This is a genomic window from Bradyrhizobium roseum (genome assembly GCF_030413175.1).
Classification (GTDB): Bacteria; Pseudomonadota; Alphaproteobacteria; order Rhizobiales; family Xanthobacteraceae; genus Bradyrhizobium; species Bradyrhizobium roseum.
The window spans coordinates 2477933-2495786 of sequence record NZ_CP129212.1 but is presented as its reverse complement, the minus strand read 5'-3'; the positions used below and the strand labels follow the sequence as shown (position 1 = coordinate 2495786).

Genomic DNA, 17854 nt, shown 5'->3' with positions numbered 1-17854 from the left:
CGGGCTGCCCCGGAATGACGAGCGAGAGTGAGGAAACCACATGCCCGTTCCGACACACATCTTCGATCCCCCCTTCAACATCATCCGCTGCAGCCACGCCGTGCTCGATGTCGTCGACCTCGGCAAGAGCCGCGCGTTCTACGAAACCACCGTCGGCTTGCATGTCGAGGACGCCGACGACAAGACCGTGTACCTGCGCGGCAGCGAGGAACATCAGCATCACTCGCTGGTGCTGCGAAAGGCGCCCGTGGCCGCCTGCAGCCGGCTCGGATTCAAGGTCGGCAATGACGGCGATCTCGACAACGCGGCGAGCTTCCTTTCCGAGAACGGCATCACCTACGCCTTTGCCGATCAGCCGTTTCAGGGCCGTACGCTGCAATTCACCGATCCGGCCGGATTCCAGCTCGAGCTCTATGCGACAATGGAGAAGCGTCCGCATCTCTTGCGACGCTACGATCTATATAAAGGCTGCCATCCGCAACGGCTCGACCATTTCAACGTCTTTTCGCCCGAGGTGCAGAACACGATCGACTTCTACGCCCGGCTCGGCTTCCGCCTGACCGAGTATGGCGAGGAAGACGGTCCGAACGGACGGATCGCCGCGGCCTGGATGCACCGCAAGGGCAATGTGCACGACTTTGCCATCACCAACGGCCGCGGCCCCCGCTTGCACCATTTTGCCTATTGGGTGCCGACCGCGATGAACGTCCTGCATCTCTGCGACGTCATGGCTTCCAGCGGTTACCTGAAGAACATCGAGCGCGGCCCCGGCCGCCACGGCATCTCGAACGCTTTCTTTCTCTATGTCCGGGATCCCGACGGCCATCGCCTAGAGCTCTACACCAGCGACTATTTTACGGGCGATCACGACCACGAACCGTTGCGCTGGTCGCTGAAGGACCCGCGCCGGCAGACGCTGTGGGGCGCACCCGCGCCGCGCTCCTGGTTCGAAGAGGGAACGCCATTCACAGGCCAGGCCGTGCGCGAGCCGGCCTTTATCGCCGATGTCACGATTGCAGACTGACGGACAGAACAAATGGCCACTCCCCGTCTCGCCACCTTCACCGTCAGCGGCTCGCCAAAATACGGCGCCGTGACCGATGCCGGCATCGTCGATCTGTCCGCGCGTTTTGCCAAGGACTACCCGACACTGCGCGAAGTCATCGCCGCCGGGGCTTTGATGAAACTCGCCGAAGAAGGCGCGCGGCTTTCGCCGGACCATGCGCTCGATTCGATCGCCTGGCAGCCACCGATCCCCGCCCCGGAAAAGATCATCTGCATCGGCGTCAACTACCCCGACCGCAATGCCGAATACAAGGACGGCCAGGACGCACCGAAATATCCGAGCATGTTCATGCGCACGCCGCGCTCCTTTGTCGGCCACAACGCGCCGCTGATCCGCCCGCGCGCCTCGGTGCAGCTCGACTACGAGGGCGAGCTGGTGCTGGTCATCGGCAAGGCGGGGCGGCATATTAAGGAAAGCGATGCGCTGGATCACATCGCTGCGATCACGCTGTGCAACGAAGGCACGATCCGCGACTGGGTGCGCCACGCCAAGTTCAACGTCACGCAGGGCAAGAACTTTGACTCCACCGGCAGCCTCGGCCCCTGGATCGTACCCTACACCGATGAAGGCCAGATCGCCGACATTCGCCTTACCACGCGGGTCAATGGCGAGACGCGGCAGGACGACCGCACCGGGCGGTTGATCTTCGGCTTCCGCTACCTCATCAACTATCTCTCGACCTTCACGACGCTGGTGCCCGGTGACGTCATCGTGACGGGCACGCCGACCGGCGCCGGTGCAAGGTTCGATCCGCCGCGCTATCTCAAGCCCGGCGACATCATTGAGGTTGAAGCCGACGGTGTCGGGGTGCTGAAGAACGGCGTTGCCGACGAAGCCTGATCAATTCTGCAAGCGAGTGGAAAAGCAATGACCTCAACTTCCGGCGGCGAAGCAATCGTCAATGGCCTCGTCGCGCATGGCGTCGACACCGTGTTCGGCCTGCCGGGCGCGCAAGTTTACGGCCTGTTCGACGCCTTTCATCAGGCGCAGCTGAAAGTGATCGGTGCACGCCACGAGCAGGCCTGTGGCTACATGGCGTTTGGCTATGCGCGTTCCTCAGGCAAGCCCGGCGTATTCAGCGTGGTGCCCGGTCCCGGCGTGCTCAACGCCAGCGCTGCGCTGCTGACCGCCTTTGGGTGCAACGAGCCGGTACTGTGCCTCACCGGCCAGGTGCCGACGAATTTTCTCGGCAAGGGCCGCGGCCATCTGCACGAGATGCCGGACCAGTTGGCCACCCTCCGCACATTCGTCAAATGGGCCGACCGCATCGAATATCCCGGCGCGGCCCCCTCGCTGGTCTCGCGCGCGTTTCAGGAAATGCTGTCGGGCCGTCGAGGTCCCGCATCGCTGGAAATGCCCTGGGATGTCTTTACCCAGCGCTCGCAGGTCGGCGCCTCCGAGGTGTTCGATCCCTTCCCCGCCCCGCAGCCCGACCCCGACCGGATCAAGGCCGCCGCTACGCTGACCAAGAATGCGAAGCGGCCGATGATCTTTGTCGGCAGCGGCGCACTGCATGCCGGCGAGGAAATCCTCGAACTCGCCGAGATGATCGACGCGCCCGTGGTGGCATTTCGCAGCGGCCGCGGCATCGTCTCCAATGCGCACGAGCTTGGGCTGACCATGGCGGCGGCCTACAAGCTTTGGCCGGCTACCGACCTGATGATCGCGATCGGCACCCGCGCAGAGCTTCCGGCCTCCGGCTTCCGCTGGCCGTATCAACCGAAGGGGCTGAAATCCGTTCGCATCGATATCGATCCCGTCGAAATGCGCCGGGTGCCGGCTGATGCCGCCATCGTCGCTGACGCCAAGGCCGGCACGGCTGACCTGGTCACCGCCGTGAAAAAGGTTGGTTACAGCAAGAGCAGCAGCCGGCGCGGTGAAATCCGCGAGGCGACCGCGGCGGCGCTTGAGGAGATCCAGAAGGTGCAGCCGCAGATGGCGTATCTGAACATCCTGCGCGAGGTGCTGCCGGCCAATGCGATCGTCACCGACGAATTGTCGCAGGTCGGCTTCGCCTCCTGGTACGGCTTTCCGGTCTACGAACCGCGTACCTTCATCACGTCCGGCTATCAGGGCACGCTCGGCTCCGGTTTCCCGACCGCGCTCGGCGCCAAGGTCGCCAATCCGGACAAGCCGGTGGTCGCCATCACCGGCGACGGCGGCTTTATGTTCGCGGTGCAGGAACTGTCGACCGCCGCGCAGTTCAAGATCGGCGTGGTCACGCTGGTGTTCAACAACAACGCCTATGGCAATGTGCGCCGCGACCAGCGCGAGCGTTTTGACGGCCGCGTGGTGGCGTCGGATCTCGTCAATCCGGACTTCGTGAAACTTGCGGAATCCTTCGGCGTCGGAGCGGCGCGCGTCACCGCGCCGGACCAGTTCAAGGCCGCACTGGAAAAGGCGCTGGCCGACGGCGGACCGTATGTGATCTCCGTGGAAGTGCCGACGGATTCGGAAGTGAGCCCGTGGGCGTTCATCCATCCGGCGAAGAATATCTAAACCTGCCTCACCAAAGTCCTCTGCACCCGCGAGGCTGCAATCACCAGCAGGCCCGCACCGGCGACCGACCAGCATGCCACCGGCGCCCAATGTAGCAGCGGCGCGTATTCCGGCAGCTTCTGCAGGCCGCCGGCGACCGCCGCCATCCGCGCAAAGGTCGCAAGCGCCAGCGCTGAAAATACCAGCCCCACCACCTTGCCCTCGGCGCCGGTCTCCCCGATGGCGAGCGCAGCCGAAACCGCGGCCATCAGCATGCAGCCCCAGGCAGCGCCCGCAACGAACTGCGCTGCGATCAGCATGTTCAGGTTGCCGGCCATCTCCGCACCCAACACGGCCAGCGCCCCGAGAAGTCCGGCGACGCCCATCACGATCAGCCCGCCCCGATGCTTGACGATAACGCTGGCCGGAAACATCGCGATGTTGAAGCCGATCCAGAACACCGGCATCAGCCATTGCAACTCGTCCGGTTTGGCGAAACGCAGGAAGAACGGCGTGCTGTTGAGCGAAAAATGCAGCTGATAACCGAGCGACAGAATGACCATCAAGGCGATGAAGAACATCGGCACCTGGCCGAGCGGTTTTGCCGGCGCAGCCGACTTTTTATCAACCGGCGTTGACCGCGCCAGGCTGCCTTCGACCTTCGACAACGCAAGCGTCACAGTCAGCAGCACCAGTCCCGAGATCACGAACGGCAGTCGCGGGTCGTGATTGCGCAGCACCACGCCAAGATAGGGTGACACCGCCCCCGCGAGGCCGTAGCCAACCATCGCCAGCGCCGAGAGAAACGGAATCGCCGGCCGTGCGGCGTATTTGCCCAGCAACGTCAGCGGCGGCGCGCGCAACGCCGACGACGTCACGACCCAGATCAGGGCCAGCCCGATGAACCAGACCTGCGCGCCGGGCCCGGTGCCGGCCACGAACGGCAGCGCGATGAACGCCGCACAGGAGATTGCGGTGAACGCGCCCACAAAAACGCCAAGCTTGCCGACAAACGGGGCGATCCGGTCCGCAGCAATGCCCATCGCAGTGTCCGCGATGGTGAAGATCGCCTGATCCAACATCAGGATGAGGATGACATATGCCGGTTCGATCCCGACATCGGCGCACAGTTTCGGCAGATAGATAACGTAAGTGGTCCAGCCCAGCGTGAACACCAGTTGCAGGATGGCGAGATAGACGCCGGCGCCGGTCGTGCTGGTGTCGGACGTTGCTTCGGATGCAGTCATGTCGGCCCCTGGTATGAACATAAACCATGGGAACCCGCCATGGAACGCCCTCTTTCCTTCTCCCACAAATAGAGAGGGAGGATCACTGCGCCTTGCGAAAAGTCAGGTTGATGCGCTGGCGGCCCATCGAAACATGTTCGCCGTCGGCGAGCGGCGCCACGCCGTGGAAGAACAACCGCGACGGCCCGCCCCACACCACGACGTCACCGTGCTCCAGCCGGTAGCGGCGCGGCTTGTCGGCACGCTTTGGGCCGCCGAACATGAAGACCGCGGGCAGACCGAGCGACACCGACACGATCGGCGCGGCAAAATCCTGCTCGTCCCTGTCCTGGTGCAGCGACATCCGCGCGCCGGGCACGTAGCGATTGATCAGGCAGGCATCGGGGGCGAAGTTTGCAAAGCTGCCGGCGACGGCCGCCTGCGCGGCAAGCTCGCGAAAGGCCGGCGGCATAGCCGGCCAGGGTTTGCCTGAATCGGGATCAATGCTGTCATAGCGATAGCCACTGTGGTCGGTGACCCAGCCGGCGCTGCCGCAATTGGTCATGGCGACCGACATCTGGTGACCGCCGGGCGTGAACATGCGCCGGAACGGTGCTTGCGCGATGATCTCGCGGAGCGCCGGGATTAATTCGTTCTCAAAATCCTGTGCGAAGCCACGCAGCAATACTGCGCCGTCCGCCATCACCTCGCGTAACGGGCGCACATCCGGAATGGCCTCAAACAAATCTGCAGTCAACTTCGTCCGCACTCATTTGGCATCGTGGAAGATCACGCCGACCGTGTGGCGGTGGCCGGAGCGGATCCGGCTGACGCCATGGCGCAGATTAACCCGATAAGGTCCGCGCGTCCCCTGCACCGGCCGGTGATGCACAGCAAACGCGACCGCGTCACCCTGCCGGAGCGGAACCACCTCGGGCCGCGACTGCATCCGCGGGCGCTGCTCCGTCAGCACGAACTCGCCGCCTTCGAAATCGCGCCCCGGCTGCGACAGCAGGATCGCGACCTGCAGCGGAAACACATGCTCGCCATAGAGATCCTGATGCAGGCAGTTGTAGTCACCCTCGCCATATTGCAGCAGCAGCGGTGTCGGCCGCGTCTGCCCGGCATCGTGGCAGCGTTTCAGAAACGCCTTGTGGCTATCAGGGTAGCGGATGTCGATCCCCATCGTCTCGTTCCAACGGTTGGCGACGGCACAAAGCCGTGCGTAAAGCTCGGGGCGCAGTTGCGCGATCAGGTCGGGAAGCGGATAGGCGAAATACTTGTATTCACCACGGCCGAAGCCGTGGCGGCCCATCACGACCTTACTTCGGAAATTCTTGTCATCCGGATAGAGCGCGGCTACCGCGGCGCATTCTTCCAGCGTCAACAGTCCCTTCAGGACGGCGCAGCCTTGCGCGTCGAGGTCGGCAGTCGCCTGCTTCCAGTCGATGGCATCGACGCGGGTGGCGATGCTGACGGGATCTGCGTCGATGGTCGCGAAGTTGGCCTTGGGCATGTCGGTCTCCGGAATTCGTTATTCCGGGACGGCTCGAAGCGGCGGGCCTGGAATGACCGACTGTTTCGCAATTCCGGGCCACATCCACCACCCGATTTCCGCAAGATCTGCTACTGGAACCGGCTAACTCTCGGCACTATTTGCCGGCAATATGCGGCCAAGCACCGTACCCCGGGTCCCATGCGCAAGGCGCTTATGATCTTCGGCAAGTCCCTCTTGGCCCTGCTCTCACTGGCAGGCGTGGCGTTGCTATGGCTCACAGGCTGGCTGGTCTGGCACTATCAATACGGTATCGGCCTCCCCACCGAGAGTACACTCTCGGCGCTCTCATCGACAGATCACGTCTGCGCGGCTGGCGGTCGCGGCGCGTTCGTTCGACTCGCCGATATTCCGCCCTTGGTACGCAAGGCGGTCGTTGCGTTTGAGGATCCCGATTTCTACGCGCCGCCGTCAGCCGGCCCCCTAATGCAATTCGCGCTTGCCGCGATCTCCAATCGCAGGCCGACAGGGTCAAATATCTCGTTGTCGGTCACCCGATACTGCCTGAAAGCATTGAGTCCCCAATGTTGCAAGGGGATCGACTGGCATATTGGAAATTGGGTTTTCATGGGGCGTGTCGAACGCGCATTGTCGAGAGACCGCATTCTCGAAATCTACCTGAACGGCACATATTTCGGCCGGAATGCCAATGGTGTTGTCATGGCCGCGGAAGCGTATTTCGGCAAGCCGCTCGCGGAACTCGATGTCCACGAAATCGCATTCATGTTGGTCCGTGCCAGACGGCCCCACCGGAGCCAAGGTTATGACGGGTCAACCAGAGACCTCGTCATCGATCGCATGCTAAAGGCTGAGGTCATCAGCGAGGCGCAGGCCGTAGCGGCCAAGGCCCATCCGCCGCCGGCCAACAACAAGCCGATCGACGGCCAGAACACACCGATCAATCGGTGAAGCGTCAATTTATCCCCGCACCGGCATCGTAATCACATCATACCCGTGGCTGATCTTCCGCTTCAGCACGGGGTCCTCCAGTTCGAACTCGAACCGGCTGGCGGGGCGGATTCCGCCCTTGGCGGCAAAGGTGCCGCCGAACATCGCGCAGCCGTCGGGCAGGCCCTTAGCTCCAAAACCGCGCTCGATGAGGTCCTTCACCGGTAGCATCGCGTCGAGCGTGCCCTCCTGATACAGCACCCGCGCGCCGTCGATGACGGCCCAGGAACGCAGGATCAGCTTGTCCCAGTGCGCGATGACATCCTCCAGCTCCCACAGCACCGAAGCCATCGGCTTGTCGCACATCTGTTTCGATACGGTGACGCTGTAGCTCTCCACCTTGCGGTCGGTATGGTCGGAGCCACAGCCGACGAAGATGCGGCCCTGCCAGCCGATCAGCACGAACTCGACCTCGCCGCTGGAGTCGCCACCCGAAACCTCGATGCGATCCTCCAGCGTGATGCGCCGCACCGAGCAGCGGTAGTAGATCGGTGTCGTGACGGGCCGCGCGATACCGATCGCTTCGAGCTCGGCGATGTGCTTGTCGCGCGCCACCGGATCACGGCCGGTCCAGCCGGCGATGACGGCCTGATCGATCGCAAGCGTCAGCGGCGTCAAGGCGCCCTTGTCCTCGACGTTGAAGGTCAGATCATACACGGATGACATTCTCCATTCCGGCAGCCAGTTCGAAGATACGGCGGTCCGATCCGCCCGCGCCGGCCAGCATCAGCCCGACCGGCACCTCGCCTTCGCGATGCGCCGGCAGCGAGATGGCGCAGCCGTCGAGCACGTTGATCAGCGTACAGTTGCGCAGCGCTCGCAAATTCTGCGTGGTAAAGGCCTGGTCATCGGCGAGGTCGGCGATGACGGGCGGCGTGTTCGCGGTGGTCGGCAGCACCAGCGCGTCATAGGGGGCGATCCGCTGTTCAGTTCGCGCAATGAACGAGCGGCGCGCATTGAGGATATCGATGTAATCGGCGGCACTGATGCCCTCGCCGCGCAGAATACGGACGCGAACCCGGGGATCGTAGACATCACCATGGCTGACGATCAGATAGCGGTGCCAGGCGTAGCTTTCCGCCGCGGCAAAACCGCCCTTGCTGTTCATGACGCCGACATCGTGAAACTCCGGCACTTCGATCCGCTCGATCGAAGCGCCCTTCCGCGATAAATTCGCCAGCGTGCGCTCGAACGTGCTGGCGACTTCCTCGTCGAGGTCGTCGAGCGCGATCGTGGTCGGCACCGCCAGCCGCATGCCCTTGACCGGGCGCGGCTGCAACGGCTGCACGTCTTCATCGGCAAGCACGGCATCCAATACCGCGCAGCAATCGACGCTGCGCGCCAGCGGGCCAAAACTGTCGAGCGAGAACGACAGCGGCACGCCGCCGTCGAGCGGCACGCGGCGTTGCGTCGGCTTGTAGCCGACGATGCCGTTATAGGCGGCTGGAATTCGGCAGGAGCCGCCCGTATCGGTGCCGAGCGCGCCGTAGGCCATGCGATCGGCGATCGAAACCGCCGCGCCCGAGGACGAGCCGCCGGGCACGTGACCGACACTGCGATTCCAGGCGCTTTTCGGTGTGCCGAAATGCGGATTGATGCCGATGCCGGAATAGGCGAATTCAGTCATGTTGGTGCGGCCGATGACGATGAAGCCGGCCCGGCGCAGCCGCGCCACGACAGGCGCATCGGCCTCCGCCGGCGCGGAATCCTCCAGCGCGCGGGAGCCGGCGCGGGTCACCTGTCCCCTGATATCATAAAGATCCTTGATCGAGACCGGAATGCCGGCATAGCGCGACGGCGCGGCGTTGGCCTTGCGCAGATGATCCATCGCGTCGGCGGAGGCAAGCGCCGCATCCTTGTCGACCTGAATGAAGGTCCGCGCGCCCTCGCCGGCGGGGTCGGCAATCCGTGCAAGACAATCCTCAACGAGTTTGCGCGCGGTGGTGCGGCCTGTGTCCAGATCGGCGGCCAAGCTGGCAAGTGTCGGATGGTTCGGCATGACGTTCCTGATGGCTCTCTATGCGATTTTACCGTGGAGCGGACTATCTCCGATGCCGCCCTGGCATACAAGCGCTGTCACGCGCAGGGAATGCGGCCATGCGGCAGCGCCGCTGCTGGGACCGTTGACGGAGATCAGTCAATGTCGCATCAAGACCGCAACAAGCGGGTGGACGCCCGTATCCCGAAGGAGAACAGCCGATATGGCGGAGCCCGCGCGCGCAAAACCAAAACCCACGCCTGAAACCCAGCATTTCTGGGAGGGCACGCAGGCCGGCGAGTTGCGCCTGCAGCGCTGCGACGCCTGCGCCAATGTCTATTTTCCGCCGCGCCCGTTCTGCCCCTCCTGCGGCTCGCGCAAGGTCTCGGTCTTCAAGGCCAGCGGCAAGGGCACGCTCTACAGCTACGTCATCAATCACCGCCCGGCGGCGCCCGGCTTCACACCGCCTTACGCAATCGCGGTCGTCGAACTCGACGAGGGCCCGCGGATGATGAGCAACATCATCGACTGCCCGCAGACGCCGGAGGCGCTGGAGCTCGACATGAAGCTCGAAGTCGCGTTCGAAAAACTCGACGACAAGATCACCCTTCCCCTGTTCCGTCCGGCGAAGGGCTGAGCACCATGCGCAGAAACGCAGTCGCCGTCGTCGGCGCAGCCGAGACCACCGAACTCGGCGTCATCCCGAACATGTCGCAGATCCAGCTCCACGCGGATGCGGCGCTCAACGCCATCGCCGATGCCGGACTGAAACTGTCCGACATCGACGGCATCGCCACCGCCGTGGAAACTCCGCAGCAGATAGCCCATTACCTCGGCATCACGCCGACCTGGGTCGACGGCACCTCCGTCGGCGGCTGCTCGTTCATGCTGCATGTCCGCCACGCGGCGGCCGCGATCGAGGCCGGGCTTTGCAAGACCGTGCTGATCACCCATGCCGAGAGTGGCAAGTCGATGATCGGCAAGCTGCCGCGCTCCACGCCGGCAGACAGCCTCAATGGCCAGTTCGAAGCCCCCTTCGGCGTCTACGGCCCACCGAGCATGTTCCCGATTCCCGTGCTGCGCTACATGAAGACCTACGGCATCACCCATGAGCAGATCGCCATGGTCGCCGTAGTGCAGCGCGAATGGGCCGCGAAGAATCCGCGCGCCACCATGAAGGCGCCGATCACCGTCGAGGACGTGCTGAACTCGCGGATGATCGCCTATCCGTTCCGCATCCTGCAATGCTGCCTCGTCACCGACGGCGGCGGCGCGCTGATCTTGACCTCGGCCGACCGCGCCAAGGACTTTCCGAACAAGCCGGTCTATGTCCTTGGCACCGGCGAGAGCGTGGAAACGCCGATGGTCAGCCAGATGGAAACCTTCAACTCCTCGCGCGCCTTCAAGGTCGCAGGCCCCCTCGCCTTCAAGGAAGCCGGCATCACCCACAAGGACGTCGATCATTTGATGATCTACGACGCCTTTGCGCATCTGCCGCTCTATGGCCTTGGCGATCTCGGCTTCATGCCGCACGAAGAGACCGGAAAATTCATCGCCGATGGCAACACGCGCCCCGGCGGCAAGCTGCCGCTCAATACCAATGGCGGCGGCCTCAGCTACATGCATTCGGGCATGTACGGCATGTACGCGCTGCAGGAAAGCGTGCGGCAGATGCGCGGCATCGCGCCGGCGCAGGTCAAGGACGCGAAGATTTCGGTCTGCCACGGCGTCGGCGGCATGTTCGCAGCGTCGGGCACGATTATCTTTACGAACGAACGCTAGGAAATGGCTGGCCCAAGCGCTGTCCTCAATCCGTCATTGCCGGGCTTGACCCGGCAATCCATCCTCTTCTGAAAGGATGGATGCGCGGGTCAAGCCCGCGCATGACGAGCAGAGGTCTGCGTCGGCCACCAAAACAGGACGGAAAAAAATCATGGCAAAATCACTGCAAGACAAGGTCATCATCGTCACCGGCGCAGGCCGCGGCATCGGCCGTGAAATCGCGCTGCTCTGCGCCGCCGAAGGCGCCAAGGTCGTGGTCAACGATCCCGGTGGCGCCGCCGACGGCGCCGGCTCGAGCGCAGCCCCCGCCGAGGAAGTGGTCGAGGAGATCAAGAAGCGGGGCGGTACCGCGGTCGCCAACTTCGAGTCGGTGGCGGAAGCGATCCCCGCGAGCAAGATCGTCAAGACGGCGACCGACCATTTCGGCCGGCTCGACGGCGTGGTCAACAATGCCGGCATTTTGCGCGACATGATCTTCCACAAGATGAGCGTGGAGGCCTTCGAGGCCGTCATCAAGGTTCACCTGATGGGCTCGTTCTATGTTTCCCACGCAGCGGCCCGGATCTACCGCGAACAGGAGAGCGGCTCCTTCGTGCACTTCACCTCGACCTCGGGCCTGATCGGCAATTTCGGCCAGGCCAATTACGCCGCCGCCAAGCTCGGCATCGTCGGCCTGTCCAAGTCGATCGCGCTCGACATGGGCCGCTTCAACGTGCGCTCGAACTGCGTCTCGCCATTCGCCTGGACCCGCATGATCGGCACCATCCCGACCGAGACCGAGGCCGAGAAGGCGCGCGTCGAGAAGATCAAGCAGATGGGCCCGGAGAAGATCGCGCCGATCTGCGCCTATCTGATGTCCGATGCCGCCAAGGACGTCACCGGGCAGATCTTCGGCGTGCGGATGAACGAGATATTCCTGTTCAGCCAGAACCGGCCGATCCGCTCGGTGCAGCGCAGCGAAGGCTGGACGCCGCAGACCATCGCCGAGCACGGCATGCCGGCGCTTAAGGGATCGTTCTACAAGCTCGATCGCTCCGCCGACATCTTCCCCTGGGATCCGATCTGAGGCGCGCGCACTCCCCGTCGTCGCGAGTGGAGATGGCAGGAGCCAGTCTCCACCGTCATTGCGAGCGTAGCGAAGCAATCCATCTCTCGGCATCCTCGGATGCATGGATTACTTCGCCGCTTCGCTCCTCACAATGACGGGGTGAGGCGTCCGCGCCCCCTCACCCGCTGTTCCGCAACCCCGCCGAAATCCCGTTGATGGTGATCTGAATCCCGCGCAGCACCTGTTCGTCCGGGTTCTGCGCGCGGTGCTCCTTCAACAATTCCACCTGCACGTGGTTGAGCGGATCGAGATAGGGGAAGCGGTTGCGGATGGAACGATCCAGCAGTGTATTGCCCTGCAGCAGCCGCTCGTGACCCATGATGTCGAGCAGCGTCTCGATCGATAAGTGCCATTCGCGGCGGATGCGCCCAAAGATGCTCTCGCGCAGTTTCACGTCGGGCACCAGTTCGGCGTAGCGCGAGGCGATCGCGATCGAGCTCTTGGCCAGCACCATGTCCATGTTCGACAACAGCATGCGGAAGAAAGGCCATTCGCGATAGAGCTCCTGCAGGAACGGCATGCCCTGCTCCGGATGCTCCGCGATCCATGCGTCCACCGCCGAACCGAAGCCATACCATCCCGGCAGCATCAGCCGGCATTGCGCCCAGCTGAACACCCACGGAATCGCACGCAGGTCCTCGATCTCGCGGGTTTTCTTGCGCGAGGCCGGGCGGCTGCCGATGTTCAGCGTCGCGATCTCGTTGATGACGGTCGACCCCCAGAAATAATCGGCAAAGCCCTCGGTCTCGTAGACCAGCCCGCGATAGGCCTTGAATGCCAGCGCCGACAACTGATCCATCGCGGTCAGATATTCCTTGCGCGGAGCGCTCTGGCGGGGATGCAGCAGGCTGGCTTCCAGGGTGGCGGCCGCCAGGATCTCCAGGTTGTTGCGGCCAACTTCGGCGTTGGAATATTTGCTGGAGATGATCTCGCCCTGTTCGGTGATGCGGATCTGACCGTTTACCGCGCCGCCAGGCTGCGCGATGATGGCGTCATAGCTCGGCCCGCCGCCGCGGCCGACCGATCCGCCGCGGCCGTGGAACAGCCGCAAGCGCACATGATGGCGCTCGAACACCTCGACAAGGCCAATCTCGGCCTTGTAGAGCTCCCAGCCCGAGGTAACGAAGCCGCCGTCCTTGTTGCTGTCGGAATAGCCCAGCATCACTTCCTGCACGCTGCCGAGACTGTCCACCAGCTTGCGGTAGTCGTGCAGCGACAGCATCCGGTCCATGATGCCGGCCGACGCCTGCAGATCCTCGATGGTCTCGAACAGCGGCACGATGTTGATCGCGCTGCGGCCGGACGGATTGACGAGGCCGACCTCCTTCAGCAGCACTGCGACCTCCAGCATGTCGGACATGCCCTTGCACATCGAGATGATGCATTGGGAGATCACGTCGGCGCCGAATTTGGCATGGGCCTCGGCGGCAGCGCGGAACAGCGCCAGTTCGCCGAGCGTCTCCTCGCTGTACTTGATGAAGGCCGAGCTGAGCGGCCTGGCGCTGCGCAGCTCGCCCAGCAGCAGGTTGACGCGGGCATCCTCGCCGAGCGCCAGATAGGACATGCCCGGGATCGCCGCGTCGAACAGTTCGGCGACCGTGCGCTCATGCACAGCCGAATTCTGCCGGATGTCGAGCCGGGCGAGATGGAAGCCGAAGCAATCCGCGGCGCGGCGCAACAGCCGCAGCCGCCCGCGCGCGATCACGCCGGAATTGTTCGCGATCAACGAGCGGTCGAGCACATCCAGCTCGGCCTTGAATTCCTTGACGCTGGCATAAGGCGCGGCCTCACCGACCGGCCGGCGGGTGGTTTCGACTTCCAGTCGCAGCGCGGTGGCCGTGAGCCGGGCATAGATGCCGGATACCACCAGCCGATACGGTTCGCCGCTGCGGTGCGGCGAGGTGTCCGGCGAGCGCGCTGCAAGTTCGCGCAGTTCGTCGGAGACGTCGGCAAGATGCGCCGCCAGCGACAGCTCCGATCCGAGGGCATGCAGCTCCTCAAGATAGAAGTTCATTACCCGGCTCGACTGCAGGTGCAGCGTGCCGCGCATGACATCGGCTGTCACGAACGGGTTGCCGTCGCGATCGCCGCCGATCCAGCTACCCATGGTCAGGAAGGACGCCAGTTCGCCGGACGTCCCCTCTTCCTGGTTCAGCTGGTCCTCCAGCGCGCAATGCAGCCGGGGCACTTCGTGCAGGAACGTGTAGTCGTAGAACGACAGGCCATTCTCGACCTCGTCGAGCACCGTCAGCTTGGTCCGGCGCAACAGGTTGGTCTGCCACAGCGTCAGCACGGCGCGGCGCAATTGCTCGTCGCTGGCGTCGGCTTCCTCCGGCGTCATCCTCATGCGTTCCCGCCGGTCGAGCAGCGCCGCGACTTCCATCTCGCGGTCCATCGTGCTCTTGCGGCGGACTTCGGTTGGGTGGGCCGTCAGCACCGGACTGACCTGCGCGTCCGCGAAGAACCGCAGCAGATCGGCGGCGCTGAAGCCGGCCGCCTTGGCGTGAGACAATGTCTGCGCAAGCGCGCCCGTTCGCGGTCCGCCACCGACACCCCACCCGCGCATCTGGCGGATGTTGTTCTGGTCTTCGGCGATGTTGGCGAGATGCGAGAAATAGCTGAAGGCGCGGACGATCCGGACCGTGTCGGCGGTCGACATGCCGTCGAGCATGGCCTCCAGCTCCCGGCGCGCCAGCTTGTCCTCGTCGCGATGGAACCGGATCGAGGTCTGGCGGATGCGCTCGACCAGGTCGAACACCTCCGCGCCTTCCTGATCTCGGACGGTATCGCCAAGAATCCGCCCGAGCAGTCGGATATCGGTCCTCAGCCTGGCATCTTCCGCGTCTTCGACGCGATTTGACCGGGTTTCGGTCTCGGAAGGGGTGGTCTGGGATGGCATCGTCTGTAAAGACATGGCTCGCTACCTCAGAAACTGCCCAGCCATTCCGAGTGTGCAAGTTTTTTGTCGCGGTGCAAGATAAAGATGGAGGCTTGTATTCACCCCGTCGTGGCCGGGCTTGACCCGGCCATCCACGTCTTCCTGCTCGGTGCCAAAAGACGTGGATGCCCGGGACAAGCCCGGGCATGACGACGCTGATGTTCTGTTCGCCCTAAATTTTCCGCCCCGCCTTCTCCCAATAGGGATCGCGCAGGCGGCGCTTGAAGATTTTACCGGAATCCTCGCGCGGCAGGTTGGTCTGGATTTCGATGTGCTTGGGCACCTTGTAATCGGCCAGCGAGACCTTGAGCTGGCCGCGGATCGAAGCGAGGTCCAGCGTGATGCCGGGTTGCGGCTCCACCACCGCCATCAGCGCTTCGCCGAACTCCGCATCGGGAATGCCGAACACCGCGCAATCATGCACGCCCGGCAGCGCATGCAACGCGGCTTCGATCTCGGCCGGATAGATGTTGACGCCGCCCGAAATCACCATGTCGCGCTTGCGGTCGCAAATGAAGACATAGCCGTCGGCGTCGATATAGCCGACGTCGCCCGAGGTGATGAAGCCGTCGCGATCGATCTCGGTGCGCTTTTCCGGCTTGTTCTGATAGGTGAAATCGGGACTGCCCGATATGCGCGAATAGATTTCGCCGATCTCGCCCTGCGGCAGCTCCCGTCCATCGTCGCCGATGAAGCGCAGCTCCGTGCCCGGCGAAATCTTGCCGACGGTACCGGGCTTCTTCAGCGCGTCCTCGGAAGTGGCAAAGGTGACCGCGCCGGATTCAGTTGAACCGTAGAATTCGTAAATGATCGGCCCCCACCATTCGATCATCGCGCGCTTGACGTCGGCGGGACACGGCGCGGCGGCATGGATGATGTGGCGCAACGACGACATGTCGTATTTCCTGCGGATCTCCTCCGGCAGCTTCATCAGCCGAATGAACATGGTCGGCACCATGAAGATGGTATCGATCTTCTCGCTCTCGACCACCCGCAGGAATTCTTCCGCCTCGAAACGCGGCATGATCGCCAGCGCGCCGCCGAGACGGCCTGCGCGCAGCCCGAACGCGTTCGGCGCGGAATGATAGAGCGGCCCCGGCAGCAGTGCGCGGGCGCCCGGTTTGAGGCCGTAGATCATCGCGCGCATGCGCTCGCCGTTCGCGGTCTGCTCCGGCGTCGGGGCAAAGCGGCGCACGCCCTTGGGATGGCCCGTGGTGCCCGAGGTGTAGATCATGTTCTGCGGCTGTGGCACCGCCGGCCCGTCATAGCGCGGGTGCTGCTGCAGCCAGGATTCGAAATCGATGGCGAAATCCGGCGTCGCGAGATGATCGGGATTTATCTTGTAATTGGCCAGGATTTCCGGCGGCGTCGGCACGCTGAGCGCGGTGACGCCTTGCGGAATCGCCTCGCGCAGCTGATGCAGCATGTCGGCATGCGCCATCAGCACCGAGGTGCCTGAATCCTTCAGCACATAATTGATCTCTTCCGGCTTGAAGTGCCAGTTCACAGGCACGCCATAGGCGCCAAGCCGCATCGCGGCATAGGCCGCCTCGATGAACGCGATGTCGTTGCGCATCAGCATCGCGACGCTGTCGCCCTGTTTCACGCCGAGTTTCTGCAGACCGCTGGCGATACGTTCAGAGCGATCGGCGACTTCATCGTGGCCGCGCCGGCGCGGGCCACTGATGATGCCTAGGAAAAGGGAGGAGTTTTCGGTCATTGCCTTGTTCTTCTTCACTGAGAGACGTTCTTGCGGTCGTGATCATAGGGCCGAAGCGCAACACGCGTCTTCGTGCCAGATATTCTGATGGTCCACGTCTTACTTCCGTTGCAGGACAAGAAGACGTCGATGGCCGGGGCAAGCCCGGCCATGATGGAATGTGGTTAAGCCTCCGCAAACCGCGGCGCGCGTTTTTCCATGTTGGCGCGCACGGCCTCGGTCTGGTTGGGACTGCCGAGCAATTTCTGTTGCTCGACGGATTCAGCCAGCAGAGCGGGGGCCGGGTCGACGGACAGCTGGTTCAGCATTCGCTTGGCGGCGCGGATCGCATCCGGGCTCTTGCCGGCGATTTCGCGCGCGACCTCGAAGGCCGCAGCGCGCGGATCGTCGCAGATCCGCGTCGCAAGACCGTAGCTCATGGCTTCCTGGGCGGAGAAGATGCGCCCGGTATAGGTCAGCTCGCGCAAAATATCGTCGCGCACGAGACTCGCGAGGATCGGCGTGCCCGCCATGTCGGGCACCAGCCCCCATTTGATTTCCATGATCGACATCCGCGCGTCAGGCGTCAGAAAGCGCATGTCGGCGCCAAGCGCGAGTTGGAACCCGCCCCCGAACGCGACGCCCTGGATCGCGGCGATCACCGGCACCGGAAGTTGCCGCCAGCCCCACACCGCCTGTTGCGGGAAGTTCGCCAACCCATGCGTGCGTGCAGTGAGGTCGCGCTTCTCGCCGCCGGCGACCCCATTACCGCCGTTCTCCTTCATGGCGGCGAAGCGCCCCATGTCGAGTCCAGCGCAGAATGCCCGTCCCTCCCCGGACAAAACCACGACCCGGACGCCTTTTTCATTGGCGAGCCGCTCGGTCGCGGCCACCAGCGCCTCAAACATCGCCGCATCGAGCGCGTTCATCTTGTCGGCCCGCACCAGCCGGACATCGGCGATGCCGTCCGAAATCGAGATCGAAACGCGTTGCTCCATGAGAATTCCTCCACCCTTTCATCTCTTGACGCTTTACAGAACGGCCTAGTCCGGTTTTAGTCAATCGACCAATTAACA

Annotated in this window: 15 protein-coding genes; 7 read left to right on the top strand and 8 right to left on the bottom strand. The window is 63.6% G+C overall.

Translation table 11 applies throughout. From position 1 onward, the window contains the following. The first annotated feature begins 40 nt into the window (after nucleotides 1–40). The 3 genes from hpaD to QUH67_RS11790 are packed head-to-tail and all read left to right on the top strand — an operon-like array spanning nucleotide 41 to nucleotide 3565. Nucleotides 41–1024 carry a 3,4-dihydroxyphenylacetate 2,3-dioxygenase gene (gene hpaD / locus QUH67_RS11800; RefSeq protein ID WP_300946855.1) on the top strand — a complete coding sequence of 328 codons (984 nt, stop codon included), beginning with the start codon at nucleotides 41–43 and terminating at the stop codon, nucleotides 1022–1024. A gap of 12 nt (nucleotides 1025–1036) precedes the next feature. Next, the gene (locus tag QUH67_RS11795) at nucleotides 1037–1906 is read left to right on the top strand and encodes a fumarylacetoacetate hydrolase family protein (protein WP_300946854.1); all 870 of its coding nucleotides are present in this window, start codon (nucleotides 1037–1039) and stop codon (nucleotides 1904–1906) included. Between the two features lie 27 nt (nucleotides 1907–1933). After that, entirely contained in the window at nucleotides 1934–3565 is a 1632-nt protein-coding gene (locus QUH67_RS11790) for a thiamine pyrophosphate-dependent enzyme (RefSeq protein WP_300946853.1), read from the top strand. Here QUH67_RS11790 and QUH67_RS11785 read toward each other — a convergent pair. From QUH67_RS11785 to QUH67_RS11775, 3 genes are all read right to left on the bottom strand, one after another. Then, nucleotides 3562–4791 carry an MFS transporter gene (locus tag QUH67_RS11785; protein ID WP_300946852.1) on the bottom strand — a complete coding sequence of 410 codons (1230 nt, stop codon included), beginning with the start codon at nucleotides 4789–4791 and terminating at the stop codon, nucleotides 3562–3564. The two genes, QUH67_RS11790 and QUH67_RS11785, sit on opposite strands and share 4 nt — an antisense overlap. Nucleotides 4792–4873: 82 nt before the next feature. Continuing rightward, nucleotides 4874–5527, bottom strand: coding sequence for a DNA oxidative demethylase AlkB (gene alkB, locus QUH67_RS11780; protein ID WP_300946851.1), 654 nt, complete (start codon nucleotides 5525–5527; stop codon nucleotides 4874–4876). A 12-nt stretch (nucleotides 5528–5539) separates the two neighbouring features. Next, complete coding sequence (locus tag QUH67_RS11775; RefSeq protein ID WP_300946850.1) at nucleotides 5540–6286, bottom strand: 2OG-Fe(II) oxygenase; 747 nt, start codon at nucleotides 6284–6286, stop codon at nucleotides 5540–5542. 180 nt (nucleotides 6287–6466) lie between these two features. On the opposite strand from QUH67_RS11775, the gene QUH67_RS11770 reads away from it, so the two are divergent. Further along, nucleotides 6467–7234, top strand: coding sequence for a transglycosylase domain-containing protein (locus tag QUH67_RS11770; RefSeq protein ID WP_300946849.1), 768 nt, complete (start codon nucleotides 6467–6469; stop codon nucleotides 7232–7234). Between the two features lie 9 nt (nucleotides 7235–7243). On the opposite strand, the gene QUH67_RS11765 is transcribed toward QUH67_RS11770, so the two are convergent. Both QUH67_RS11765 and QUH67_RS11760 read right to left on the bottom strand, forming a co-directional pair. After that, nucleotides 7244–7930, bottom strand: a complete 687-nt coding sequence (locus tag QUH67_RS11765; protein ID WP_300948014.1) for a DUF2848 domain-containing protein — start codon at nucleotides 7928–7930, stop codon at nucleotides 7244–7246. Continuing rightward, nucleotides 7923–9272 (bottom strand): amidase, encoded by a 1350-nt coding sequence (locus QUH67_RS11760; RefSeq protein ID WP_300946848.1) that lies wholly within the window; start codon nucleotides 9270–9272, stop codon nucleotides 7923–7925. Before QUH67_RS11760 ends, QUH67_RS11765 begins: the two co-directional genes overlap by 8 nt. Nucleotides 9273–9474: 202 nt before the next feature. On the opposite strand from QUH67_RS11760, the gene QUH67_RS11755 reads away from it, so the two are divergent. From QUH67_RS11755 to QUH67_RS11745, 3 genes are all read left to right on the top strand, one after another. Next, entirely contained in the window at nucleotides 9475–9888 is a 414-nt protein-coding gene (locus QUH67_RS11755; protein WP_300946847.1) for a Zn-ribbon domain-containing OB-fold protein, read from the top strand. A gap of 5 nt (nucleotides 9889–9893) precedes the next feature. Further along, nucleotides 9894–11033 (top strand): thiolase C-terminal domain-containing protein, encoded by a 1140-nt coding sequence (locus QUH67_RS11750; protein ID WP_300946846.1) that lies wholly within the window; start codon nucleotides 9894–9896, stop codon nucleotides 11031–11033. Nucleotides 11034–11184: 151 nt separating this feature from the next. Beyond that, nucleotides 11185–12099, top strand: a complete 915-nt coding sequence (locus tag QUH67_RS11745; RefSeq protein WP_300946845.1) for an SDR family oxidoreductase — start codon at nucleotides 11185–11187, stop codon at nucleotides 12097–12099. Nucleotides 12100–12259: 160 nt separating this feature from the next. Here QUH67_RS11745 and ppc read toward each other — a convergent pair whose 3' ends face one another. The 3 genes from ppc to QUH67_RS11730 form a co-directional block, all read right to left on the bottom strand. Next, complete coding sequence (gene ppc, locus QUH67_RS11740; protein ID WP_300946844.1) at nucleotides 12260–15055, bottom strand: phosphoenolpyruvate carboxylase; 2796 nt, start codon at nucleotides 15053–15055, stop codon at nucleotides 12260–12262. A gap of 196 nt (nucleotides 15056–15251) precedes the next feature. Beyond that, nucleotides 15252–16799 (bottom strand): acyl-CoA synthetase, encoded by a 1548-nt coding sequence (locus QUH67_RS11735; RefSeq protein ID WP_300946843.1) that lies wholly within the window; start codon nucleotides 16797–16799, stop codon nucleotides 15252–15254. A gap of 164 nt (nucleotides 16800–16963) precedes the next feature. Then, on the bottom strand, nucleotides 16964–17776 hold the full coding sequence (locus QUH67_RS11730) for a crotonase/enoyl-CoA hydratase family protein (protein WP_300946842.1): 813 nt from the start codon (nucleotides 17774–17776) through the stop codon (nucleotides 16964–16966). Nucleotides 17777–17854: the final 78 nt, after the last annotated feature.

Excerpts from the sequence above, each read along its gene's own strand:
- QUH67_RS11745 (WP_300946845.1), top strand. The coding sequence starts at position 11,185 with ATGGCAAAATCACTGCAAGACAAGGTCATCATCGTCACCGGCGCAGGC.
- QUH67_RS11760 (WP_300946848.1), bottom strand. The coding sequence starts at position 9,272 with ATGCCGAACCATCCGACACTTGCCAGCTTGGCCGCCGATCTGGACACA.
- QUH67_RS11755 (WP_300946847.1), top strand. The coding sequence starts at position 9,475 with ATGGCGGAGCCCGCGCGCGCAAAACCAAAACCCACGCCTGAAACCCAG.
- QUH67_RS11775 (WP_300946850.1), bottom strand. The coding sequence starts at position 6,286 with ATGCCCAAGGCCAACTTCGCGACCATCGACGCAGATCCCGTCAGCATC.
- QUH67_RS11735 (WP_300946843.1), bottom strand. The coding sequence starts at position 16,799 with ATGACCGAAAACTCCTCCCTTTTCCTAGGCATCATCAGTGGCCCGCGC.
- hpaD (WP_300946855.1), top strand. The coding sequence starts at position 41 with ATGCCCGTTCCGACACACATCTTCGATCCCCCCTTCAACATCATCCGC.
- QUH67_RS11795 (WP_300946854.1), top strand. The coding sequence starts at position 1,037 with ATGGCCACTCCCCGTCTCGCCACCTTCACCGTCAGCGGCTCGCCAAAA.
- QUH67_RS11770 (WP_300946849.1), top strand. The coding sequence starts at position 6,467 with ATGCGCAAGGCGCTTATGATCTTCGGCAAGTCCCTCTTGGCCCTGCTC.
- ppc (WP_300946844.1), bottom strand. The coding sequence starts at position 15,055 with ATGTCTTTACAGACGATGCCATCCCAGACCACCCCTTCCGAGACCGAA.
- QUH67_RS11750 (WP_300946846.1), top strand. The coding sequence starts at position 9,894 with ATGCGCAGAAACGCAGTCGCCGTCGTCGGCGCAGCCGAGACCACCGAA.
- QUH67_RS11730 (WP_300946842.1), bottom strand. The coding sequence starts at position 17,776 with ATGGAGCAACGCGTTTCGATCTCGATTTCGGACGGCATCGCCGATGTC.
- QUH67_RS11785 (WP_300946852.1), bottom strand. The coding sequence starts at position 4,791 with ATGACTGCATCCGAAGCAACGTCCGACACCAGCACGACCGGCGCCGGC.
- QUH67_RS11790 (WP_300946853.1), top strand. The coding sequence starts at position 1,934 with ATGACCTCAACTTCCGGCGGCGAAGCAATCGTCAATGGCCTCGTCGCG.